We start from the raw sequence: 23,246 nt of genomic DNA on the forward strand, positions 1-23,246 counted from the left end.
TCTGTTCAGGCTACGGGGTGACGGTTGAAAGCGGAGTAACGGCCGCTCACGTAATGTTCGAGCTGGCGTTCGATATCGGCCAGCAGGCTCGATGCGCCGATCCGGAAGAGTTCCGGTTCGAGCCACGCACGGCCGAGTTCTTCTTTCATCAGGATCTGATACGACAGCACCGACTTCGCCGTCGACACGCCGCCCGCCGGCTTGAAGCCGATCAGCACGCCGGTGCGCTCCTGGTACTCGCGGATCATGCGCACCATGACGAGCGACACATCCAGCGTCGCATTGACGCCTTCCTTGCCGGTGGAGGTCTTGATGAAGTCGGCGCCGGCCATCATGCAGACCATCGAGGCGCGCGCCACATTCGAGAGCGTGCGAATGTCGCCGGTGGCGAGAATCGCCTTCAGATGCGCCGGACCGCAGGCCGCGCGGAAGTCCCGCACTTCGTCGTAGAGCGCCTGCCAGTTGCCGGTCAGCACATATTCACGCGTAACGACGATATCGATTTCCCGCGCGCCGTCCGCGACCGAGGCTTCGATCTCTTTCAGCTTCAGTGGATGCGGAATCAGCCCGGCGGGGAAACCCGTGGAGACCGCCGCAACCGGAATGCCGCTGCCGTGCAGCGCATCGACTGCCGCCGCAACGAAGCGGTGATAGACACACACCGCGCCCGTCGTGATGCCTTGCGGCGCAATGCCGAGCGCTTCGAGCAGATCGGCGCGCACCGGTTGGCGCGCTTTCGCGCAGAGGCGGCGCACGCGCCCCTCGGTGTCGTCACCGTTGAGCGTGGTGAGGTCGATGCAGGTGATGGCCTTCAGCAGCCACGCCGCCTGTGCATCTTTCTTGACGCTGCGACGCGTGCCGAGTGTGGCGGTGCGCCGTTCCACGGCCGACTGATTGACGCGCAGGCCGTCGAGCCACGAGGCGTCGAACGGCATGCCGGGATTGCGCACCGGATGGACGAGCGGTGTGCCGCGCAGCGCGACGACCGAGGAAGACTGCAATGGAGCTTCTGGCATAAGACATCCGAAAATATGATGCGACGCACAACAGCCGCCGGCAATTTGTTCGCACTTATGCTACAACGATTGATAGAATCATAACAAGCTTTGCGAGCAATCATGACATCAACAAGCGGATAAACGCGCTTGGTGCCCGCCAATGTTATTGACGCACCATATTCATGATGCGAAGATCACAACACGGTTGTCGGCCGGCTAGCGTTAGATAAAGAAAAGAATGTCGTCGCGTGGACGAAGGAGACATGCCAGATGAGTGAGCCGGTTGCGGTCGCGGCCGCGTCATCGCCTCGGGTTCCATTGATCCGTGTTGCGGGCGTCACCAAGCGATTTGGCGGCGTGCAAGCGCTGCGCGGCGTCAACCTCGAAGTGTTTCCCGGCGAAGTCCATGCGCTGCTCGGCGAAAACGGCGCGGGCAAGTCCACGCTGATCAAGATCCTCAGCGGCGTGCATGCGTATGACGACGGCGTGATCGAAATCGCCGGACAGAAAGTCGCGTTCGACTCGCCGGCGCAATCGCGCGATGCGGGTGTCGCCGTGGTCTATCAGGACCTGAGTCTCGTCGAATCGCTTTCCGTCGGCGCCAATCTCATGTTGGGCCGCGAGCCCCGCACACGCCTTGGCTTTGTGAAGAACCGCCAGCTCATGGCCACGGTGGGCGAATTCTTGCGCTCGCATGGCATCCCGCTCGATCCGAAGACACAGGTCGGCGCGCTGCCCTTCCCCTACCGGCAAATGACGGAGATCTGCAAAGCCTTGATGGGCGAAGTGCGGGTCCTGATTCTCGACGAACCCACTTCCGCATTGACCGGCGGCGAAGAGCAGATTCTGTTCGACGCGATTCGCGCGGTCACGGCGCGCGGCGTGGGCGTGATCTATGTGACGCACCGGTTGAACGAGGTGTTCCGGATTTCGCAGCGCGTTACCGTGTTCCGTGACGGCGCCAATGCCGGCACGTTCGAGACTTCGAAAACGGATATGAAGCAACTGGTGGCGGCGATCGTCGGCTCCGGTCATGCCGCGTTGCAGGCACGGCAGAAGACCGCCGTGGGCGATGGCGCGATTGCCGCGGAACCGGCCAGCGCGTCGGCGGTACACGACGAAGCAGCCGATGCCACCGCCGCGCCCGTGCTCAAGCTATCGAACGTCAGCAACGACCGGCTGCGTCACGTCGATCTATTGCTTCGCCGCGGCGAAATCCACGGGCTCGCGGGGCTGATCGGCAGCGGGCGCACCGAGATTCTGCAAACCATCTTTGGCCTTCGCACGGTCGACGCCGGCGCCATCGAGATCGACGGTCGCGCGCGTTCGCGCATCACGCCCGCCGAAGCCATTCAACTCGGCGTGGCACTGGTGCCGGAGGACCGTCATCTCGAAGGGCTCGTGCTCGATCATTCGATCGAACGCAATCTGACGCTGCCGCGCCTGCCGCATTTTTCCCGCTGGGGATGGTTGCGCAGTCAGGCGGCTGTGCAGCAGGCAAAGCGCTCCATGAAGGAGCTGTCCGTCAAGGCGCCCGGCCCTTCCACCGCGGTCAAGTTTCTATCCGGCGGCAATCAGCAGAAAGTGGTGTTCGCGAAGTGGAATCACCCGCGCCCGCGGGTCCTTCTACTCGACGAACCAACGGTCGGCGTGGACGTGGGCGCGCGCGAGGAAATCTACGGCGTGGTGAATGACGCCGCCCGGGCCGGAACCGGCGTGCTCGTCGTGTCGTCGGACCTGGATGAACTCTTGCGCCTGTGCGACCGGATCTCGATTGTTGCGGACGGCTCGATCGTCAAGACCGTCGAGCGCGCCGAACTCGCCAACGCCGAAGCGTTGCATCACCTGATCCAACTGTCCCGTTCTTCCATCGAGGCGCAAGCAATATGAACGAATCCGTCTCGCCGCTGACGTCCGAACGGCAGGCATCGCCGCCGCAGAAAAGCCGTATGCGGCGCATCGCGCGAGCCCTGCTGCAAGGCGACCGGCCCTATGCGCTCTATGCTGCGTTCGCGATTCTGCTGGTGGTGTTCAGCTTCGCGTCGCCATGGTTCCTGTCTATCGACAACTTCCTGAATATCGGCCGGCAAACCGCGCTCGTCTCGATCATCGCGATCGGCATGACCTTCGTGATCATTGCGCGGCAGATCGATCTGTCGGTGGGATCCACGTTGGCGCTCTCGGGCATGTCCGCCGCGCTCGCCATGACCTATCTGGGCAACAACTGGGTGATCGGCGCGATCGCCGGGATCGGCACCGGCGCGATTGTCGGCGCGATCAATGGGATCGTGACCACGCGGGTCAACATTCCTTCGTTTCTGGTCACGCTCGGCACATTGAGCGCCACGCGCGGACTCGCGCTGATGGTCACGACCACCAAGCCCGTGATCATCGACAACGACTCGTTTATCGCGATCTTCGGCGAAGGCGACATTTTCGGCGTGCCGGTGCCGATCATCTGGACGCTGCTCGCCGTGATCGCGGGCATTCTGCTGCTGCACTACAGCGTGTTCGGACGGCAGATCTATGCGGCGGGCGGCAATCCGACCGCCGCGCTCTATTCGGGCATCAACACGCGGCGCGTAACCACCCTCGCCTTCATTCTCACCGGCATGCTGGCCGGGCTCGCCGCGCTCGTGCTTTCCGCCCGCTCGCATGCGGCGCGGCCCGATGTGGTGCAAGGCATGGAACTGGATGTGATCGCCTCCGTCACGCTCGGCGGCTGCAGTCTGTTCGGCGGCCGCGGCTTCGTGCTGGGGACGCTGCTTGGCAGTCTGATCATCGGCACGCTCAATAACGGACTGGTGCTGCTCGGCGTCAGTTCGTCGCTGCAACTGGTGATCAAGGGCGTGATCATCGTCGCGGCGGTTGCGTTTACCAGGAAATAGCGAGCGGTAGCGCAGTAATGCCGTCACGGCGGCCGCTCGCGAGCAGACGTAGTTCGGACGTGAAGACCAACGGAGGAGAGACATGAAACAACATCGTGGTTCAAGCAAAGCGTTAGCCAGTGTCATGGCGGCGGCGGCCGTCGCATGTCTGGCTTCCTCGGGCGCTTACGCGCAGTGTGTGACCAGCCTGCCCACCGGATCGATCGGACCGAAGACGATCGTGGGGCAAGGGCCGAACGGCGAAAAAGCCGCGTCGGTGGATGCCGTGAAGCTGACCGACGCCGACATCGCCAAAATCAAAGCCGGCAAATTCAAGGTCGGCATTTCCATGCAGACCATGAATCTCGACTGGTCGCAACTGCAGGTGCAAGGCATTACCGATACGCTGAAAAAATACGGCGTGGAAGTGATCGGTACGGCCTCCGCTGAGTATCAGGTCGACAAGCAGATCGCCGATATCGAGAACACGATCCAGCGCCACCCGGACGGCATCATCTCGATTCCGGTGGACGGCACGGCAACGGCCGCCACCTACAAGAAGGTGTCCGCGGCCGGCATCAAACTCGTGTTCATGGACAACGTGCCGACCGGCCTGAAGCATCCCGAGCAATACGCCGCGATGATCTCGGCGGACAGCGAAGGCAACGGCCAGATCGCGGCGAAAGTGCTCGCCTCGTGCGTGCCGCAAGGCGCGACGGTCGGGCTCGTGAATTTCGGCGTGGACTACTTCAGCACGACCGAGCGCACCAAGGCCGTCAACGACTGGCTGAAGAAGAACCGTCCGGACATCAAGATCAAGCAGGTCGCTTTCACGGACCCGTCGAAAGTCGGGCAGATCGCGGGCGACTTCCTGACCGGCAATCCGGACGTGAAGGGGCTCTTCGCTGTCTGGGACCAACCGGCACTGGACACGCTCACCTCGATGCGCGCACAAGGCGTGACGATTCCCGTGACGACGGTCGACCTCGGCCTGCAATCCGCGATCGAGATCGCCAAGGGCGGGCCGCTTAAGGCCACCGGCTCGCAACGTCCGTACGACCAGGGCGTAGCCGAAGCGCTGGCGATGATGAAGGCGCTCATTGGCCAGACCCCGCCGGCGTGGATCGGCGTGCAGTCTTTGCCGGTGGTTCAGTCGAACGTGCTCGAGTCGTATAAGACGGTATTCAAGAAAGATCCGCCGCCCCAGCTTGCCGACGCCTGCAAGAAGGCCAAGCCGGCTTGCGGCTGAGCGGGGCGAACCGCACCGCAGCATCGCGCTGTTCTCCTTGAGCGTCCGTGCGCCGGCGAGGCTGGCCGGCGTCGGGCGCGAATCGTGCTACTCGATAGACCTACCAAGTCGATTCGAACAAGGAGAAAAGATGACCCTGCTCATTTATCTGGCTGGCTGGATCATTCTGATCGGCGGCGTGGCCTGGGGCTTGATGGCGATGCACGTCGCTCAACATACGATTGCCATCGTCGCCGTGATCCTGCTCGGCGTCGCGGTGATTACCGGTGCGACACGGGCTCGCAGTCGCGACCGTTCATAGCACCGGCGCCTTCCCTGCCGTCCGCGCCGGGCAACCCGCACCGGCGCCGGCCCCGCGATGCGAAGCGCGCCATGCGAACCGCGCCGCCATCATCCGTGTCGTGCTCAATCGCATGGATTTCCCGATTCCGCTGCACTTCCGCAGCCGTCGGCGGTTCGCCGTCGACGGCTGCCCGTCAGAACCCCGCGTGAGGCCGCGCCATATCGCCGTCACCGGGAACCCGCCCGCCGATAACAGAACGGTAATCTAACCGACGGCAGCCCGTCAGCGCCGCCCCGCCACACTCCTGACTCATGAAGCCCGCGTCACGGCCTCAGCCGCACCGCAATGACGCGTACCGCCATCGGCCTCTTTTCAGGAACCCGTCATGTGGATCGTCAGGCTCGCGCTGCGCCGCCCTTATACCTTCGTGGTCCTCGCCGTGCTGATCTTTATCGCCGGCCCGCTCGCGATACTGCGCACACCGACCGATATTTTTCCGAACATCAATATCCCGGTGGTCAGCATTGTCTGGACGTACAACGGCTTCTCCGCCCAGGACATGGCCAATCGCATCACGTCCAACTACGAGCGCGCGCTGACCTCGGACGTGGACGATATCGAGCACATCGAGTCGCAATCGCTGAACGGAGTCTCCGTGGTGAAGATCTTTTTTCATCCGGGCGCGGACATCAATCGCGCGATTGCCGAAGCGGCGTCCAATTCGGCGTCGATTCTGCGCGTGCTGCCGCCGGGCACATTGCCGCCGAACATCATTACGTATAACGCGTCGACCGTGCCGATCCTGCAACTCGGCCTGTCCAGCAACACGCTCTCGGAACAGCAGCTCTACGACCTCGGCAACAGCCAGATCCGTACGCAACTGGCGACGGTGCAAGGCGCGTCCGTGCCGCTTCCGTTCGGCGGCAAGGTGCGGCAGATCATGGTGGACATCGATCCGCGCGCGTTGCAGGCCAAAGGACTTGCGCCGCTCGACGTGGTCAACGCCGTGAACGCGCAGAACCTGATCCTGCCGGGCGGCACGGCCAAAATCGGCACGAAGGAATACAACGTGCAGATGAACGGCAGCACCGACACCGTGGCGGCCCTCAACGATCTGCCGATCAAGACGGTGGCCGGCGGCGTGGTCTATGTGCGCGACGTCGCCCACGTGCGCGACGGCTACGCGCCGCAAACCAACATTGTGCGCAGCGACGGCAAACGCGCCGCGCTGCTGACCATCGAAAAATCCGGCAGCACGTCGACGCTCACCATCATCCAGCAGGTCAAGGCCATGCTGCCGCATATCGCGGCCGGCCTGCCGAGCGCGCTGCATATCACCGCGCTGTCGGACCAGTCCGTGTTCGTGAAGTCCGCCGTGGTGGGCGTGGCGCGCGAGGCAGTGATCGCCGCCGCCCTCACCGCCGTGATGATCCTGCTCTTTCTCGGCAGTTGGCGCGCCACGCTGATCATCGCGGTTTCCATTCCGCTCGCCGTGCTGACCTCGCTGATCGCGCTGTCCGCGCTCGGCCAGACCATCAACATCATGACGCTCGGCGGCCTCGCGCTCGCCGTGGGGATTCTCGTCGACGACGCCACCGTCGCCATCGAGAACATCACGCATCATCTGGAGAACGGCGAATCGCTGTACGACGCGATCCTGAACGGCTCCGGCGAAATCGCCGTGCCGACGTTCGTCTCGACCCTGTCGATCTGCATCGTATTCGTGCCGATGTTCCTGCTTTCAGGCGTGGCCCGCTATCTGTTCGTGCCGCTCGCCGAAGCGGTGGTGTTCGCGATGATCGCGTCGTACTTCTTCTCGCGCACGCTGGTGCCGACCCTGGCGATGTACCTGATGCGCGCGCGCAGCAACGCGCCGGTTACCGGCAACGGCCCGGTTGCGCGCCTGATCCGTTTTCAGGCCGGCTTCGAGCATCGCTTCGAATTGCTGCGCGTACGCTATCGCGACGTGCTCGCCGCGGCGATCGCGAGTCCGCGGCGCTTCGTCGCGATCTTCCTGCTGCTGTGCATCGGCTCGCTCGCGCTGGTGCCGTTCGCCGGTCGCGACTTCTTCCCCGCCGTGGATACCGGCGAGATCCGCCTGCATCTGCGTGCGCCGACCGGCACGCGGATCGAGGACACGGCGAGCATCACCGATCAGGTCGAAGCCCGGGTGCGCGACGTGATTCCGAAGCCGGAGCTTGCGGCGATCCTCGACAACATCGGCGTGCCGGTGAGCGGTATCAACCTGACCTACGACTCGTCGGACCCGATCGGCCCGGAAGATGCCGACGTGATGATCACGCTTGCGCCGAAACACAAGCCGACGGCGCAATACGTGGCGACGCTGCGCACGACACTGACGAAGGATTTCCCCGGCGTCACGTTCGCCTTCCTGCCCGCCGACATCGTCAGCCAGATTCTTAACTTTGGCCTGCCCGCGCCAATCGATATCCAGATTGTCGGCAACAAGCTCGACGCCAACCGCACAGTGGCGAACCGCCTGCTCGCGCAACTGCGCGGCGTGCGCGGCCTCGTCGACGCGCGCATTCAGCAGCCTGGCGACGCGCCGGCGATCAACGTCAACGTCGATCGCACCCGGGCGATTCAGGCCGGCCTGTTACAGCGCGACGTGTCGCAAAACCTGCTGATCGCGCTCTCGGGCAGCTCGCAAACCTCGCCGAATTTCTGGCTCGATCCGCACAACGGCGTGAGCTATCCGCTCATGGCGATGATGCCGCAGTACGACATCAACTCGCTGCAGGCCCTCGCCAATATTCCGGTCGCGCAGAACAGCGGCGCGGCCACTACGTCGAGCACGCCAACAGCCGCCGCTACCGCCTCGTTCTCGGCGAACGGCGCGGGCCCGGCGCCGCAGAACCTGCTCGGCGCGTTGAGCACGCTGACACGCGGCACGCAGCAAGCCGTCGTCTCGCACTACAACGTGCAGCCGGTGCTCGATATCTTCGCTTCGGTGCAGGGGCGTGATCTCGGCGGCGTGGCGGCGGACGTGAACCGGATCGTCGATCAGATCCGGCCGCAGTTGCCGCCGGGCGCGTCCATCGTGGTACGCGGCCAGGTGCAGGCCATGCACGATTCGTTCAGTGGCCTCGCGAGCGGTCTCGTGTTCGCCATCGGCCTCGTCTATCTGCTGATGGTCGTCAACTTCCAGTCGTGGCTCGACCCGTTCATCATCATCAGCGGCTTGCCGGGCTCGCTCGCCGGCATTGCCTGGATGCTGTTCAGCACCGGCACCCGCCTGAGCGTGCCGGCGCTCACCGGCACGATTCTGTGCATCGGCATCGCCACGGCCAACAGCATTCTCGTCATCAATACGGCGCGCGAAACTCACCAGGCCGGCAAGCCGCCGCTGGAAGCCGCACTCGAAGCCGGTTTCAGCCGCTTCCGTCCGGTGCTGATGACCGCGCTCGCCATGCTGATCGGCATGCTGCCGATGGCGCTCGGTCTCGGCGACGGCGGCGAACAGAACGCGCCGCTCGGCCGCGCCGTAATCGGCGGCCTCGCGCTCGGCACGATGTCGACCTTGCTGTTCGTGCCGGTCGTGTACGGAATGGTGCATGCGTGGCTCGACAAACGCCGCGCGGCGCGCACCGCAAAACTCGAACCCGCCGTCCCCGAACGCACCCTTTGATTTCGACGAGACCTATCCCATGAATAATTCCTCACTTCCGCCGGGGCTTGGTGAGCAGGCCGCCAAGGCCGTTGACAGCAGCCATGCCGCTCACGCTGACGCTGCAGGCTGCGCGACCGATCGCGCGACCAACGCGAGCGATTCGACCAATGCGACGAACGCAACAAGCGCAACAAGCGCAACAAGCGCAACAAGCGCGACTAAAGGGTCCAACGCAACCAGCGCGAAACCGCGCCGCGCTCTCTGGCCGTTCGCACTCGGCGGCGTCGCGATAGCGCTGCTGATCGTCGGCATCGTGCCGCGCCTCCATGCCAGCGCCGACCTGACCGAGCAGACGCAGGCGCAAAGCATGCTGACCGTGTCGGTGGTCAAGCCGCGCCCCGCGCCGAGCGTGAACGAACTGCTGCTGCCCGGCTCCGTCACGCCGTTCGCGGAAGCATCGATCTACGCGCGCACGAGCGGCTACCTTGCGCACTGGAACACCGACATTGGCGCGCAGGTGAAAAGCGGCCAGGTGCTCGCGACGATCGAAGCCCCGGATCTGGACGCGCAGCTGCGCCAGGCCCGCGCCGACGAAGCCACCGCGCAAGCCAATTTCGACTACGCGAAGACCACCGCGCAGCGCTGGCAGGAGATGCTGAAAACCCAATCGGTCGCGCAGCAGGACGCCGACACCAAGGTCAGCGACATGCAGGCGCGCGGTGCGATGCTCGCCTCGGCGCAGGCCAATGTCGCGCATCTCGCCGAACTGGTCTCGTACGAGAAGATCACGGCGCCGTTCGACGGCGTGATCACCGCGCGCAACGTCGATGTCGGCGCGCTGGTGACGGCGGGCGGTACGCCCGGCACCGCGGGCATGTCGGGCGAGCTGTTCCATATCCAGCAGAACGGCGTGTTGCGGGTGTTCGTGGACGTGCCGCAGAACGACGCGCCTTACGTCACCCCCGACACCGGCGTCTATCTGAGCGCCCAGCAGTATCCGGGCCGCCGCATCCCCGCCAAGGTGGCGCGCAGCACCGGCTCGATCGATCCGTCGAGCCGCACGCTGCGCGTCGAGGTAGATGTCGACAACAAGGACGGTGCACTGATGCCCGGCGCTTACACGCAGGTGCATCTGCAATTGCAATCGACCACGCCGGCACTCGATCTGCCGGTCAGCGCCCTGCTGTTCCGGCCGGACGGCGTGACGGTCGCGGTGGTCGACAGCCATGGCCGCGCGGTGCTGAAGACCGTGCATATCGGCCGCGATTTCGGCACGCACGTGGAAATCACCACGGGCCTCGCCGCCACCGACCGCGTGATCGACAACCCGAGCGATTCGCTGAGCACCGGCCAGATGGTTCAGATCATGCCGGCCATGCACGGCTGAGTGCCTCATCACGGAAAGGATTCGCCGATGTTCTCCCTATCTGATTCACGACCGCTGCCGCGCCGCGCGCTGGCGGCCACGCTGATCGGCGCGCTGCTCACCGCGTGCTCGACCTTGCCGCCCTATCAGCGCCCGAGCGCCGAGATTCCCGCACAGTATGCGGGCGCCGCGCCCGGCTGGGCGCAAGCCGCGCCGGCCGACGCCACGCCGCGCGGCCCCTGGTGGACGATCTTCAACGATCCGGTGCTGAACCAGCTCGAAGCGCGCATCGACGTTTCGAACCAGACCGTGCGCAAGGCGGTCGCGCAGGTGCAGCAAGCGCGCTCGATGGTGGACTACCAGCGCGCCGGTTTCTTTCCGACGATCACCGCCGGAGTGGCGCAGGACCGCTATCGGACCTCGCAGAACGTCGAAGGGAAATCGCTCGCGGGCAAGACCGTGCCGGACTATTCGGCGGGCGTGGCGGCGAGCTGGGAGCCGGATCTGTTCGGCCGGGTGCGCGACAGCGTGAACGGCGCGCAGGCCGACGCCCAGGCGAGCGAAGCGGACCTCGAAGGCGTGCGACTGTCGATGAGCGCGGATCTGGCCGTCGACTATTTCTCGCTGCGCTCGCTCGACACACAGAAGAAGCTGCTCGACGACAGCGTGAGCGCCTACGACGCCGCGTTGAAGCTGCTGCAGCAGCAGCTGAAAGACGGCGCGATCGATGCCTCCGCGGTCGCTCAAGCCACGACGCAACTCGAAGCGACGCGCACGCAAGATACCGATATCGACGTGTCACGCTCGCAAATGCAGCACGCGATCGCCACGCTGATCGGCGAACCGGCATCGACCTTCACGCTGGCGCCGAACGGGTCGGCTGCGACGCCGCCGGCGATTCCGCCCGGTGTGCCGTCGCAACTGCTGGAGCGTCGCCCGGATATCGCCGCCGCTGAACGGCGCGTGGCGTCGGCGAATGCGCGGATCGGCGAGGCGCATGCAGCGTTTTTCCCGGACCTGGTGCTGTCCGCGAGCGTCGGGCTCGAAAGCTCGTTTTTCGCGCCGTGGCTGAGCGCGCCAAGTCTCTTCTGGTCGCTCGGGCCGCAACTGGCCGGCACGCTGTTCGACGGCGGCAAGCGCAAAGCCGCCCTGCACGGCGCCACGGCGCAATACGACGGCGCGGTCGCGGACTATCGTCAGTCGGTGCTGGTGGCGTTTCAGCAGGTCGAGGACAACCTCTCCGCCCTGCATGCCCTCGCCGACGAAGCGACCAGCCAGCAGCGCGCCACCACCGCCGCCGACCTGTCGTTGCGGCTCACCACGAACCGTTTCAACGCGGGCGCGGTCAGCTATCTCGACGTGGTGACGGCTCAGACGATCGCGCTCACCAACCAGCGGGTAGCCGATCAGATCGCCGCGCGGCAGTTGGAGTCGAGCGTGCTGTTGTTGAAGGCATTGGGCGGGACGTGGGGTAACGCAAGCAAAAGCGCGGCGGGTTCGGTGTAGGACCGCTATCCGCTTTCAGACGCTGCGCGGGAACGTCAGCACGAAGGAGGTGCTCCGCGCGTCGCTCTGCGCGTGCACGGACCCGCCGTGCAGTTCCATGATCGTGCGCACGATAGCGAGCCCGAGCCCCGTGGACCCGGACGACCCTTGCGACAGCCCCGCCGTCGGCAACGCGCTGCGCGACGGATCGACCCGGTAGAAGCGGTCGAATATCCGTTCGATGTGCTCGGCGGGAATCGGCTGCCCCTCGTTCTCGACGGTGATGCGCACGGCCTCCGCCGACGCGCTCGCATCGAGCACGATCTCGCTGCCGGGCGGCGTGTAGCGAATGGCATTGGCGAGCAGATTGCTCACGGCGCGACGAAACAGTTCGAGATCCGCCGTCAGGCTGGCCGTGCCGCTGACACGCACGCGCACATTCGCATCTTCGGCAATCCCTTCGAAATAGTCGGCGATGTGGGCCAGTTCCTGCCCGGCATCGAACTCACGCATGTGCTTGACGAACTGCGGATGTTCCGCGCGCGCCAGAAACAGCACGTTCTCGATCATTTTCGAGAGCCGGTCGCACTCTTCCAGATTCGAGGCGAGCACCGACTCGTATTCATCAACGGAGCGCGGCCGGGCAAGCGCGACTTCGGCGGCTCCACGCATGTTGCTAAGCGGCGTGCGCATGTCGTGAGCGAGGTCGGCGGTGAAACGGGACAGACGCTGAAAACCGTGGTCGACTCGCTCGAGCATCGCGTTCAGCGCGGCGACCAGCGTCTCCAGCTCGCTCGGCACACGCGCGACCGCGATCCGCGTATTGAGTCGATTCACCGTGACGAGGCTCGCGCTCGTTGCAATATTGCGCAACGGCCGCAGCGCGGCGCGAATCAGCAGATAGCCGAGCAACACCGCCAGCAGCACGCCGGCCACGCCGGCTATGCCGAGCTTGTCGCGGTAACGGTCGAGCAGCAGCCAGCGGTCGCTCATGTTGCGCGCCACCAGCAGGCTCGCGGTGTCACCGTCGCGCAGCCGCGCGTCGGTGAGAATGCCGCGGATCGGCGCGCCGTCACGGCCGGTCCAGTCGCCAATATCGTCTTCCGTGATGCGCACCGTTGCCGCCACGCGCGCGAGCGGCGGCAACGCGGCAATGGTCGCCGCGCCGCTTGCCGCCTCGGGTGCCGCGAACGCGCCGGCGATGTTGTGTTCGATCGCGCGCTTGCCGTCGGGATCGAACACTTCCATCGACATGGCCTGATTGCCCAGCACGATGCTGGTCAGCCGCTCGCTGTGCTCGCGTATGGCCGCCGCCGAATCCAGTTCTTCGGCGAGGCGCCGTGCATGACGCGCGGCGAGCACGATGTCGAGATCGTCCTGCGCCTTGATCTGCCTTTCGAGCGCCACATACAGAAAACTGCCGACCAGCACGAACACCGTCAGCGTCGTGGCGCCGAAGGCCAATGCTAGCGTCGCGGCAAGCGAGCGGCCGCGCATCAGGCGGCGTCCTTCAGTTCGAGCACATAGCCCACGCCGCGCACGGTATGAATCAGCTTGACGGGAAAGTTGTCGTCGATCTTGGTGCGCAAGCGGCGAATCGCCACTTCGACCACGTTGGTGTCGCTGTCGAAATTCATATCCCACACATAGGACGCGATCTGCGTGCGGCTCAACACTTCACCCTGGCGCCGCGCGAGCAGTTGCAGCAGCGAGAACTCACGCGGCGTGAGGTCGATGCGCGTGCCGCCGCGCTTCACGCGCCGGCGGTTCACGTCCATTTCCAGGTCGCCCACCTTGATCAGTTCACTCTCGCGCGGCGGGCCACGGCGGGCCAGCGTGCGCACGCGGGCCAGCAATTCGACGAAGGCGAAGGGCTTGACGAGATAGTCGTCCGCGCCGAGTTCAAGGCCGCGCACGCGGTCGTCCACGTCGTCGCGCGCGGTGAGGAACAGCACGGGGGTGGTGCGCGTGGTGCGCAAGGTCTTGACGATGGTCCAGCCGTCCATGCCGGGCAACATCACGTCGAGCACGATCACGTCGTACTCTTCTTCGAGAGCGAGGATCAGCCCTTGCGGGCCGTCGTTTGCCACGTCGACCGCGTAGCCGGACTCTTCCAGGCCTTTCTTCAGATAGGCCGCTGTTTTCAGCTCGTCCTCGATCACCAGGATTCGCATCGATTGCTCCGCTTTGCGTTGACGGTGAAATCATACCGTCAAGCTCCCGGTCGCGTGATGACGATGCGGTAATCTCCGTGCGCTTAATCGGGGTGCGCGCCGCCGGTGTCGGAAGCAGCCTGCATGGCAGGCGTCAAGGCCGCACCCGCTTCCCTCGCTTCCCCCGCATGCGGCGCCGCAGCGCCGGCGTGCCGCAGCGTCTTCACCCTGCCGATCATCTCGCGGGCCACGCGCCGCGCGCGGATCGCCGCGAGGCCCCAGTGCGAATTGACGGTTTGCACGGTCCATGCCGTGGTCGCCGCGCCGCGCGACCAGTAGGCCTTGAAGTCCTCCGTGCCCACGCCGAAATCTAGGTCGTAGCCCTTGTCGAAGGCCCACTTCACGCAATGTTCGATCGCGATCAGGCCCGGACAGAACTTGCCGTAGTGCGGGTCGAAACCGGAAATGATCGCGCTCGCCCACGGGTTGCCCGTGCTCACGACGAGCGCGGCAACCGGCGCTTCGTCCAAGGTGACGACGATCAGGCGCCCCATCGAGGGCACGTCGCCCGAATAGATCAGCTTGCAGAGGAAGCGCTCGAACTCGGGCGAATCGAGCCACACGCTACGCTTGCCGACGCGATCGCTCCAGGCGCGCTTGCATTGGAACATCCACTTGATGATCGACGCCGTTTCGCTTTCGTCCACCGGATCGAGCATGCGCACGGCGACCGTGCCTTCCTTTGCTAACTTCTTCGCGAAGCCGCCCGGCCGCTTGCGAAACAACGTGCCGAGCGTCTGGCAATACTCGTCCCAATTGCCCTGCCCGCGCAATGTCGCGGCGGATGCGTTGTGCGCCTCGGTAAACAGGATCCTGCGCTCCTGCGTCACGAGCCTGTACAGATCGAGCCGCTCGCGCACGTAGGGCAGATGGATGAAGTCGGCGCCGCAACGCCGGCGGGCCATGTCCCACGCGCCGGCTACGAGCGCCGGGGTTGTTTCGTTGGCTTCGACGAGCACGCTCGTGAAGTCGCCGCCTTCGGGGCCGAGCGGCACCAGATACGTCCAGAGCGAACGTTTGACAGCTTCGAGCGGCCAGACCATCACGAGCTTGCCGTCTTCGCGGCATACGATGCATTTGAGCTTGCGTCCATGCGGCTGCGACACGTGCTTCCATGCCAGCCAGCAAAACCCGAACGACTGATAGCAGTAGCCTTGCGCCCTCGCCCAGAGCGCGTCCCATTCGGGCTGCAACGCACGAAATTCAGCTTCGTCGCTGATAACTTCGTAGCGCCGCGTGGTCCGGGTTGTCTCGTCCATGTCGCCTCACACCATGCCTTGTCGTGTTTTTGTCCCGCGCTGTCCCCGCGCCGCTCCATCCGGACAGGCGCGGACGCCGGACCCCACCGGCGTCGACTGGAACGGGTGACATGAGCATGCGCCGAGGCGTTCCGCAGGTGTGTGCGACGCCGCACGCTGCAGTGCGGCGCAACGGCGCTTCCGACGTTGCAGCGTCGGCCCGCGCGCGTGCCGGCGCTACCCGCGGCGTGGGCTATTCGACGTTGTCCGACACATCGGTCATACGAATCATGTGCGGTTTGACCACGTCGTCCTCGTCGTCGCTCTTTTCCGATGGCGGATGAATCAGCGCCTCGAGCCGCGCCTTGGTTGCCAGAAACTCGGGCGACGTCACCTGCGAGTAATCGCGCGGCCGCGGCACCGGCACTTCGATCAACTCCTGCACCTCGCCGGGATTCGCCTTCAGGACCAGAATACGGTCGGCCAGAAAGATCGCCTCGTCCAGATCGTGCGTGATGAACAGTACGGTCACGTCGACGTTGCGCCAGATGTCGAGCAGGTGCGTTTGCATCTTGGCGCGTGTTTGCGCATCCAGCGCGCCGAAAGGCTCGTCCATCAGCAGAATGCGCGGCCGGTTCGCGAGCGCGCGGGCAATCGCCACGCGCTGCTTCATGCCGCCCGACAACTGATGCGGATACGCATTGGCGAACTTCGTCAGGCCCACCAGATCGAGCCATTGCAACGCCTCGCGTTCCGCATGCAGGTTGCCGCGGCCGTTCATCTTCAGGCCGAACATGACGTTCTTCTTGACCGTCAGCCATGGAAACAGCGTGTAGCCCTGAAACACCATGCCGCGGTCGGCGCCCGGCCCCTGCACGGGTTTGCCGTCGAGCAGTACGCTGCCGCTGGTCTGCCGCTCCAGACCGGCGAGAATGCGGATCAGCGTGGACTTGCCGCAGCCCGACGGCCCGATCACGCAGACGAACTCGCGCCGGTGCGTCTTGAAGTTGATGCCGTCGAGCGCCGTGCACTCGCCTTGCGGCGTCTCGAAGCGCTTGCCGAGGTCGCGTACCTCCAGAATCACTTCGCGCGATTTCAGACGGTCGAAACGCTCGCGTACCGCCTCGGACTGAATCAGGTACGACGGAATCGGTTGCGGATTTAACATGATGGAATCCTTGGAATGCTGTGCGTTGCTACGCCTACGTTAAGCCGAGGCGCGAGGCCGTTTGCTACGCCTTGAGCGTGCGGTCCCACGGAAACAGCTTGCGGCCGAGCCACGCCAGCACGAGATCGGTGCCGAGGCCGATGATGCCGATCATCATGATCGCCGCGTAGACGTTCTCGAAATGCTCGTAGCGCGCCTGCTGCGTGATGTACCAGGTGATGCCGGAGCTGGTGCCGACCAGTTCCGCGACGATCAGATAGGTCCACGCCCAGCCGAGCAGAATGCGCTGGTCGCGATACAGATCCGGCAGAATGCCGGGAATCACCACATGCGTGAGCAGCTTGAATTTCTTCGTGCCGAGCGTCATGGCGGCTTCGAACAGGCCATATTCGAGCTTGCGCGTGGTGTTCGCCACGATCAGCACCTGCTGGAACAACGTGCCGATCACGATGATCGCGATCTTCGGGCCGTCGTAAATACCGAGGATCGCCACCATCAGCGCGCCGAACGCGGGCGCCGGCAAGTAGCGGAAAAACTCAAAGAACGGCTCCTGCAAACGCGCAATCGCGCTATACGTGCCGCACACAATGCCGATCGGCACACCGATCACGGACGAGAGCACGAAGCCCCAGAAAATCACCTGAATGCTGTGCCACAGGCTCTGATGCAGCCAGACGCCGTCACGCGACGCGGGCGGCGTGGTGAACGCGGTGTAGAACGCGCGCAGCACTTCGTGCGGCGCGGGCAGATACACCGGGTTGACCGGCTCGCCTGCCGGCAGGGCCGCATGCGCTTCGCGCGCGTGGCTGAGTTCGTCGGCGAACACCTCCTTGTCGACGCGCATGCCCGGCTGAAAATAGTCGACGCTGCCCGGGCTGTCGATCAGCACCTGCGGATGCCAGATGAACGGCACATAGCTGACCACGCACCAGACGAGGAGCGGCAACAGGAACGAGCCCGCGCCCAACAGCCATTTGCCGCGTACGGAAAGTTCGCGGCGCACCGCGAACCATTCGGTTCTGTCAATGACGGCCATGGGATTCTCCGAGGCAGACTTCGGTTGCGTCGCTGGCGGACGGTGACGCCGTGACCATCTGATCGCGCCACGCACGCGCCAGGTCGAGCAGCATCGCGTCTTCATGCGCGCGAGCGACGAAGGTCACGCCGAACGGCAGGCCCGCGTGTTTGCCGACCGTGCACGCGCCGGCCGGCACCGCCAGCGCGGACAGATCAAGCAGGTTCACGAAGTTCGTGTAGTAGCCGAAGCGCGAATTCACGCGGATCGGGTCGGCTTCCAGTTCGTCGACGGTGGCGGTCGTCGCCGAGGTCGGCGTGACGATGGCGTCGATGCGCGGCCAGACTTCGGCGGCCTGCATGCGCAGGAATGCGAGGCGGTCGAAGGCGGCGAACGCATCGGCCGCACTCCAGCGCGCCGCGCCGCCGATAATCTCGCGGATTACCGGATGCAGCGCGTCCGGCTGCGTGTCGACGAACTCGCGGATCGCCGCGAGCCGCTCCGCGACCCACGGTCCTTCGTAGAGCAGCCGCGCGGTGGCGAGGAACGGCCCGAAATCGATCTCGATCAGCTCGGCGCCGGCTGAACGCAGGCGCGTCAGCGCGGCGTCGAAAGCGTGCGCGTAAGACGTGTCGCCGAAAAATTCGAGCTGATTCGCGCGTGGCACGCCAAAGCGCACGCCGCGTAGCGACCGTTGCGCGCCGTGTTGCATCGAGGCTTGCGTGCCGTCTTGCGGCGGCTGGAATTCCCGTGCATACGGGTCGCCCTCAGTCACGCCGCGAGCGGCGTCGAACACGCGCTGCGCGTCGTCCGCCGAGCGCGCGAAGATCGACACGCAGTCGAGCGATTTGCACGCCGGCACCACGCCTAGCGTGCTCAACAAACCCTTGGTCGGCTTCAATCCGACGAGGCCATGAAAGGCCGCGGGCACGCGACCCGAGCCCGCGGTGTCGGTGCCCAGCGAAAACGCCGCCAACCCGAGCGCGACCGAAACCGCCGAGCCGGAGCTCGATCCGCCCGACGCATAGCGCGGATCGAGCGCGTTACGGCACGCGCCGTGCGGCGAACGCTGCCCGGACAGTCCCGTGGCGAACTGATCGAGGTTGGTCTTGCCGATCGGAATCGCACCGGCGGCGATCAGGCGCGCGACCACCGGCGCGCTGGCCGTGGGTGTGTACGCATAGGCGGGGCACGCGGCCGTGGTCGGGATACCGGCCAGGTCGATGTTGTCCTTGATCGCGAACGGTACGCCGTACAGCGGCAGCGTTTCAAGGTCGCGGCCTTCGAGCGCATCGACGTATCGCATCATCTCGTCGCGGCTCAAAGGACGGATCCACGCATGATGCGGATCGTCGCCCGAGGTGCGCGCGGCGATCGCTTCGACCAGTTGTTTGGGCGTCAGGCTGCCAGCGCGGTAGCGCGCCTGCAGCACGGCGATCGACATGGACTGGAACAGATCGTCGTGTGATTTCATTTGCACGTAGCCTCCTCGGTGGCGTCGGCTGCAACGCCGGCGCGCATCACCATCAAACGTTGTCCCGCGACGACCGCCGCACCTTCCGCGCAATCGATCGCTTCGATCACGCCGTCGCCGCTCACGGTCACGGAAATTTCCATCTTCATCGATTCGACGATCGCGACCACCTGCCCGTCGCTGACCCGTTCGCCTTCGCTCACGAGCAGCTTCCACATGCTGCCCGACACGTCGGCGACAATGCCTTGCTGGCCTGTCGCGAGTGCGTTGTTGGCCGTAGCGCCGCCAGCTGCATCGCTATCCGTTTCGCCGACGTATTCGGCATGGCCGGCCGCGTTCCAGCGCTCGCGCTCCTCGTCGAACGCGGCTTGCTGCGCGCCTTTGAAGGCGGCAATCGATTCGGCTTCGTCCTTCAGGAAACGGTTGTACGCGCCGAGGTCGAACACGGACTCCTCGATCTTCAGGCTCGCGCGGCCCGCGATGAAGTCCGTGCGCAGCTCGGCCAGTTCCGCTTCGCTGACCTCGTAGAAACGGATTTCATCGAAGAAGCGCAGCAGCCAGGGCTTGCCCGCTTCGAACTCACGCGTGGTGCGATAGCGGTTCCACATCTGCACGGTGCGGCCGACGAACTGATAGCCGCCGGGGCCTTCCATCCCGTACACGCACAGATACGCCCCGCCGATGCCCACCGCGTTCTCCGGCGTCCAGGTGCGCGCCGGATTGTATTTGGTGGTGACGAGCCGATGGCGCGGATCAAGCGGCGTCGCGACGGGTGCGCCGAGATAGACGTCGCCGAGACCCATGACGAGGTAGCGCGCGTCGAACACGATGCGCTTCACGTCGTCGATGCTATTCAGCCCGTTGATACGGCGAATGAACTCGATATTGCTCGGACACCACGGCGCATCCGGACGCACCGATTGCATGTAGCGTTCGATCGCGATCCGCGTCGACGGGTCGTCCCACGAGAGCGGCAGATGCACGATGCGGTTCGGCACGCGCATCTCGTCCACGGCGGGCAGTTCGCGTTCGGCTTGCTGCAGATGCGCAAGCAAGGTGTCGTGCGACAGCACACGGTGGTCGAAATGCACCTGCAGCGAACGGATGCCGGGCGTCAGATCGATAATGCCCGCCAGCCGGTGCGCGTCGAGCCAGTTCATCAACGCATGCACGCGAAAGCGCAGGTTCAGGTCGAGCACGAGCGGGCCGTATTCGATCAGCACGTTCTGGTCGCCGGAGCGGCGATACACCACGCCCGTGCCCTCGCCTGCCGTGGGATCGCGATAGAGGACGCAATCGTGGCTCTCGTCGCCCGCCTGAGCCACATGCTTCGGCGCCGCGAGCGCTGCTTTGACCGGCATGCGTTCGAAGCGCACGGTATCGCCAGGGCGCAGTTGCCCGAGCTTCCACAACTCCTCGCCCACCACCGTGACCGGACACACGAACCCGCCCAGGCTCGGACCGTCGGGGCCGAGAATCACCGGCATGTCGCCGGTGAAATCCACCGCGCCGACCGCATACGCGTTGTCGTGAATGTTCGACGGATGCAGCCCCGCCTCACCGCCGTCCCTGCGCGCCCACTGAGGCTTCGGGCCGATCAGGCGCACGCCTGTGCGGCTGGAGTTGTAATGCACCGTCCAGCGCGTGCCGTAGAGCATCGCGATGTCGTCGGGCGTGAAGAAATCGGGCGCGCCGTGCGGACCGTCGAGCACGCCGAGCGTCCAGTCGTGCGTCATTTCCGGCACGCGTGCGGCGTCCAGTTGCGCGCCCGCTTCGCCGCGGCCCGCGCCGTCCGCGAGATGCAGTACGTCGCCCTTGCGCAGCGCGCGGCCGGCATGGCCGCCGAACTGGCCGAGCGTGAAGGTCGCCTTGCTGCCCAGATAGTCCGGCACTTGCAGGCCGCCCTTGAGCGCGAGACAGGAGCGCATACCGGCGCCCGTCACGCCGCCCATCTTGAGCACCGAACCCGCCGGCGCGCGCGTGACCTGCCAGAGCGCAACCGGCTCGCCGTCCAGCGTGGCGGCGAGCGGCGCGCCGCCCAGCACGAACAGCGTGGCGGTATTGAAGCGCAGCGTGGCGCCCACCATCGCGCATTCGAGCCCCGCGGCGTCGGCGGGATTGCCGAGCAGTTCGTTGGCGAGGCTGAACGAGCGGTCGTCCATCGGACCCGAGGGCGGCACGCCGATGTCCCAATAGCCGGTGCGTCCGGGCGTTTGCTGCACGGTGGTCTGCACGCCGCCGTCGAGCACGTCGATGGTGTGCGGCGCGAACATGAAGCGCGACAGGAACGCCGTGGTCTGCTCACCGCGTGCGAATGTCGCCGAGCCGGCAATGGCGCGCAGATAGTCGAGGTTGGTCTCGATGCCGTAGAGCTGCGTTTCCTCCAGCGCGGCGCGCAGTGCCGCGAGCGCGGCCTCGCGTGTCTCGCCTTTGACGATCAGTTTCGCCAGCAACGGATCGTAGAAAGCGCTGACTTCCGTGCCCGCATCGACCCAGGTGTCGGCCCGCGCCGCAGCGGCGAACGCCACATGCGTCAGCACGCCGGCACTCGGTTGAAACTGCTTGTGCGGGTCTTCCGCATACAGGCGCACCTGGATGCTCGCGCCCTGCGCCACCGGCGCAAGCGAGTCGAGCGGCGCAAGTTCGCCCTCGGCCTCGCGAATCATCCACTCCACCAGGTCGATACCCGTGACCTCTTCCGTCACGCAATGCTCGACCTGCAGCCGTGTATTCACTTCGAGGAAATAGAACCGCCGTGTATCGGCATCGAAGACGAACTCGACCGTGCCCGCCGATTTGTATTTCACGGCCTGCGCGAGACGCACCGCGCTCGCATGCAGCGCGCTTCGCTCCGCGTCGGTCAATCCAGGCGCGGGCGTTTCTTCGATCACCTTCTGGTTGCGCCGCTGCACCGAACAGTCGCGTTCGCCCAAGGCGATCACGCCGCCGCGGCCGTCGCCGAAAATCTGCACTTCGATATGGCGCGCGTTCTCGACGAATTTTTCGACATAGACACCGGCGTTGGCAAAGTTGGCTTCGCCGAGCCGCGCAACCGACGCGAACACACTCGCCAGTTGCGCCGCGTCGCGGCACAGCGACATGCCGATCCCGCCGCCGCCCGCGGTGCTTTTCAGCATGACCGGGTAGCCGATCGATTCCGCTTCGCGCAATGCCGCGCTTGCGTCGGGCAGCAAGCCGGTGCCCGGCAGCAGCGCAACGTCGTTGGCTTTCGCGATTTCGCGAGCCGTGTGCTTCAGGCCGAACTCACGCATCTGCGCCGGCGTCGGGCCGATGAAACGAATGCCCGCGTCGTCGCAAGCCTGCGCGAAAGCGGCGTTCTCAGACAGAAAACCGTAGCCGGGATGCACGGCGTCGGCGCCGCACGCACTCGCGGCTTCGAGAATCGCCGCGCTGTTCAGGTAGCTCTGCGCCGCGAGCGCCGGGCCGATACAGACGGCTTCGTCGGCGAGCATTACATGCATGGCGTGGCGATCAGCCTCCGAATACACCGCCACCGACGCAATGCCGAGACGCTTGAGCGTGCGGATCACGCGGCAGGCAATCTCGCCGCGATTGGCAATCAGGACTTTGTGGAATCTCATTGGGCATCCCATATCGTCAGTCGCACGGGCGTCGGGTTGTAGCCGTTGCACGGATTGTTCAACTGCGGGCAATTCGAAATCAGCACCGTGACATCCATCTCCGCGCGCATTTCGACGTATTTGCCCGGCGCGGAAATGCCGTCCTCGAAAGTCAGTTTGCCGAGCGGCGTGACCGGCACGTTCATGAAAAAGTTGATGTTGCTGACAATGTCGCGCTTGCCGAGCTGCGTGCCCACGCCGCACGTGCAATGCGTGATCGCATGCAGGAAGCTGTCGCGGCAGCTATGCATATGGCGCTTGTCCAACGCGTAGCGCACCGTGTTGCTTTCGGCCGCGCATGCGCCGCCGAGCGTATCGTGCCGGCCGCAGGTATCCGCGACGATCGTCAGCATCGGCTTGCCGAGGTTCGACATCAACACGCTGCCGGCCGAGAGATAGAGATTGCGTTGCGCGCGGATCGTGTCCTGCGCGCTATAGCGTTCGAGCGGATCGGCGCTGTTGTAGAACAGCGTGTCGACGGCCTGATTGCCTTCCAGGTCGAGAATGCGGAACAGCTGTCCGCGTTTGACTTCATGCAGCCACGGTTCGCCCGAAGGCAGCGTCAGGTCGTAGACCGCATGACGGAGTTCGAGCTTGCTTTCGATAATAGGCATCGCG

Annotated in this window: 16 protein-coding genes; 7 read left to right on the top strand and 9 right to left on the bottom strand. The window is 65.1% G+C overall.

The genetic code is table 11. The features are described 5' to 3' along the window. Positions 1–5 precede the first annotated feature (5 nt). The gene (gene deoC, locus P0D68_RS15325) at positions 6–1,016 is read right to left on the bottom strand and encodes a deoxyribose-phosphate aldolase (RefSeq protein WP_408297820.1); all 1,011 of its coding nucleotides are present in this window, start codon (positions 1,014–1,016) and stop codon (positions 6–8) included. Between the two features lie 252 nt (positions 1,017–1,268). Between deoC and P0D68_RS15330 the strand changes: the two genes are divergently transcribed. The 7 genes from P0D68_RS15330 (at position 1,269) to P0D68_RS15360 (ending at position 11,900) form a co-directional block, all read left to right on the top strand. Beyond that, the gene (locus tag P0D68_RS15330) at positions 1,269–2,888 is read left to right on the top strand and encodes a sugar ABC transporter ATP-binding protein (RefSeq protein ID WP_408297818.1); all 1,620 of its coding nucleotides are present in this window, start codon (positions 1,269–1,271) and stop codon (positions 2,886–2,888) included. Further along, positions 2,885–3,886, top strand: a complete 1,002-nt coding sequence (locus tag P0D68_RS15335) for an ABC transporter permease (RefSeq protein WP_408297816.1) — start codon at positions 2,885–2,887, stop codon at positions 3,884–3,886. Before P0D68_RS15330 ends, P0D68_RS15335 begins: the two co-directional genes overlap by 4 nt. Positions 3,887–3,968: 82 nt before the next feature. Beyond that, positions 3,969–5,114 (top strand): substrate-binding domain-containing protein, encoded by a 1,146-nt coding sequence (locus P0D68_RS15340; protein ID WP_091808417.1) that lies wholly within the window; start codon positions 3,969–3,971, stop codon positions 5,112–5,114. 130 nt (positions 5,115–5,244) lie between these two features. Further along, on the top strand, positions 5,245–5,415 hold the full coding sequence (locus P0D68_RS15345) for a hypothetical protein (RefSeq protein WP_408183885.1): 171 nt from the start codon (positions 5,245–5,247) through the stop codon (positions 5,413–5,415). 367 nt (positions 5,416–5,782) lie between these two features. Continuing rightward, positions 5,783–9,046 carry an efflux RND transporter permease subunit gene (locus P0D68_RS15350; RefSeq protein WP_408297813.1) on the top strand — a complete coding sequence of 1,088 codons (3,264 nt, stop codon included), beginning with the start codon at positions 5,783–5,785 and terminating at the stop codon, positions 9,044–9,046. Between the two features lie 19 nt (positions 9,047–9,065). Continuing rightward, entirely contained in the window at positions 9,066–10,415 is a 1,350-nt protein-coding gene (locus P0D68_RS15355; RefSeq protein WP_408468627.1) for an efflux RND transporter periplasmic adaptor subunit, read from the top strand. A 27-nt stretch (positions 10,416–10,442) separates the two neighbouring features. After that, on the top strand, positions 10,443–11,900 hold the full coding sequence (locus P0D68_RS15360; protein WP_408183888.1) for an efflux transporter outer membrane subunit: 1,458 nt from the start codon (positions 10,443–10,445) through the stop codon (positions 11,898–11,900). 15 nt (positions 11,901–11,915) lie between these two features. On the opposite strand, the gene P0D68_RS15365 is transcribed toward P0D68_RS15360, so the two are convergent. The 8 genes from P0D68_RS15365 to P0D68_RS15400 form a co-directional block, all read right to left on the bottom strand. Further along, positions 11,916–13,376, bottom strand: a complete 1,461-nt coding sequence (locus P0D68_RS15365; RefSeq protein WP_408297809.1) for a heavy metal sensor histidine kinase — start codon at positions 13,374–13,376, stop codon at positions 11,916–11,918. Next, positions 13,376–14,053 (bottom strand): heavy metal response regulator transcription factor, encoded by a 678-nt coding sequence (locus P0D68_RS15370; protein WP_095420861.1) that lies wholly within the window; start codon positions 14,051–14,053, stop codon positions 13,376–13,378. The genes P0D68_RS15365 and P0D68_RS15370 overlap by 1 nt, the downstream gene beginning before the upstream one ends. Positions 14,054–14,136: 83 nt before the next feature. Beyond that, positions 14,137–15,351, bottom strand: coding sequence for a GNAT family N-acetyltransferase (locus P0D68_RS15375; RefSeq protein WP_408297807.1), 1,215 nt, complete (start codon positions 15,349–15,351; stop codon positions 14,137–14,139). A 232-nt stretch (positions 15,352–15,583) separates the two neighbouring features. Further along, complete coding sequence (locus tag P0D68_RS15380; RefSeq protein ID WP_091808410.1) at positions 15,584–16,498, bottom strand: ABC transporter ATP-binding protein; 915 nt, start codon at positions 16,496–16,498, stop codon at positions 15,584–15,586. A gap of 64 nt (positions 16,499–16,562) precedes the next feature. Next, positions 16,563–17,534, bottom strand: coding sequence for an ABC transporter permease (locus P0D68_RS15385; RefSeq protein WP_091808409.1), 972 nt, complete (start codon positions 17,532–17,534; stop codon positions 16,563–16,565). Further along, on the bottom strand, positions 17,521–18,987 hold the full coding sequence (gene atzF / locus P0D68_RS15390) for an allophanate hydrolase (RefSeq protein ID WP_408297804.1): 1,467 nt from the start codon (positions 18,985–18,987) through the stop codon (positions 17,521–17,523). The genes P0D68_RS15385 and atzF overlap by 14 nt, the downstream gene beginning before the upstream one ends. Next, positions 18,984–22,589, bottom strand: a complete 3,606-nt coding sequence (uca, locus tag P0D68_RS15395) for an urea carboxylase (RefSeq protein WP_408297802.1) — start codon at positions 22,587–22,589, stop codon at positions 18,984–18,986. Before uca ends, atzF begins: the two co-directional genes overlap by 4 nt. After that, complete coding sequence (locus tag P0D68_RS15400) at positions 22,586–23,242, bottom strand: urea amidolyase associated protein UAAP2 (protein ID WP_091808403.1); 657 nt, start codon at positions 23,240–23,242, stop codon at positions 22,586–22,588. Before P0D68_RS15400 ends, uca begins: the two co-directional genes overlap by 4 nt. Positions 23,243–23,246: the final 4 nt, after the last annotated feature.

It is taken from the genome of Paraburkholderia sp. RL17-380-BIE-A, assembly GCF_046028085.1.
In the GTDB taxonomy this organism is placed as follows: domain Bacteria; phylum Pseudomonadota; class Gammaproteobacteria; order Burkholderiales; family Burkholderiaceae; genus Paraburkholderia.

Excerpts from the sequence above, each read along its gene's own strand:
- P0D68_RS15330 (WP_408297818.1), top strand. The coding sequence starts at position 1,269 with ATGAGTGAGCCGGTTGCGGTCGCGGCCGCGTCATCGCCTCGGGTTCCA.
- P0D68_RS15385 (WP_091808409.1), bottom strand. The coding sequence starts at position 17,534 with ATGGCCGTCATTGACAGAACCGAATGGTTCGCGGTGCGCCGCGAACTT.
- P0D68_RS15350 (WP_408297813.1), top strand. The coding sequence starts at position 5,783 with ATGTGGATCGTCAGGCTCGCGCTGCGCCGCCCTTATACCTTCGTGGTC.
- uca (WP_408297802.1), bottom strand. The coding sequence starts at position 22,589 with ATGAGATTCCACAAAGTCCTGATTGCCAATCGCGGCGAGATTGCCTGC.
- P0D68_RS15375 (WP_408297807.1), bottom strand. The coding sequence starts at position 15,351 with ATGGACGAGACAACCCGGACCACGCGGCGCTACGAAGTTATCAGCGAC.
- P0D68_RS15370 (WP_095420861.1), bottom strand. The coding sequence starts at position 14,053 with ATGCGAATCCTGGTGATCGAGGACGAGCTGAAAACAGCGGCCTATCTG.
- P0D68_RS15345 (WP_408183885.1), top strand. The coding sequence starts at position 5,245 with ATGACCCTGCTCATTTATCTGGCTGGCTGGATCATTCTGATCGGCGGC.
- atzF (WP_408297804.1), bottom strand. The coding sequence starts at position 18,987 with ATGAAATCACACGACGATCTGTTCCAGTCCATGTCGATCGCCGTGCTG.
- deoC (WP_408297820.1), bottom strand. The coding sequence starts at position 1,016 with ATGCCAGAAGCTCCATTGCAGTCTTCCTCGGTCGTCGCGCTGCGCGGC.
- P0D68_RS15400 (WP_091808403.1), bottom strand. The coding sequence starts at position 23,242 with ATGCCTATTATCGAAAGCAAGCTCGAACTCCGTCATGCGGTCTACGAC.
- P0D68_RS15365 (WP_408297809.1), bottom strand. The coding sequence starts at position 13,376 with ATGCGCGGCCGCTCGCTTGCCGCGACGCTAGCATTGGCCTTCGGCGCC.
- P0D68_RS15355 (WP_408468627.1), top strand. The coding sequence starts at position 9,066 with ATGAATAATTCCTCACTTCCGCCGGGGCTTGGTGAGCAGGCCGCCAAG.
- P0D68_RS15335 (WP_408297816.1), top strand. The coding sequence starts at position 2,885 with ATGAACGAATCCGTCTCGCCGCTGACGTCCGAACGGCAGGCATCGCCG.
- P0D68_RS15360 (WP_408183888.1), top strand. The coding sequence starts at position 10,443 with ATGTTCTCCCTATCTGATTCACGACCGCTGCCGCGCCGCGCGCTGGCG.
- P0D68_RS15340 (WP_091808417.1), top strand. The coding sequence starts at position 3,969 with ATGAAACAACATCGTGGTTCAAGCAAAGCGTTAGCCAGTGTCATGGCG.
- P0D68_RS15380 (WP_091808410.1), bottom strand. The coding sequence starts at position 16,498 with ATGTTAAATCCGCAACCGATTCCGTCGTACCTGATTCAGTCCGAGGCG.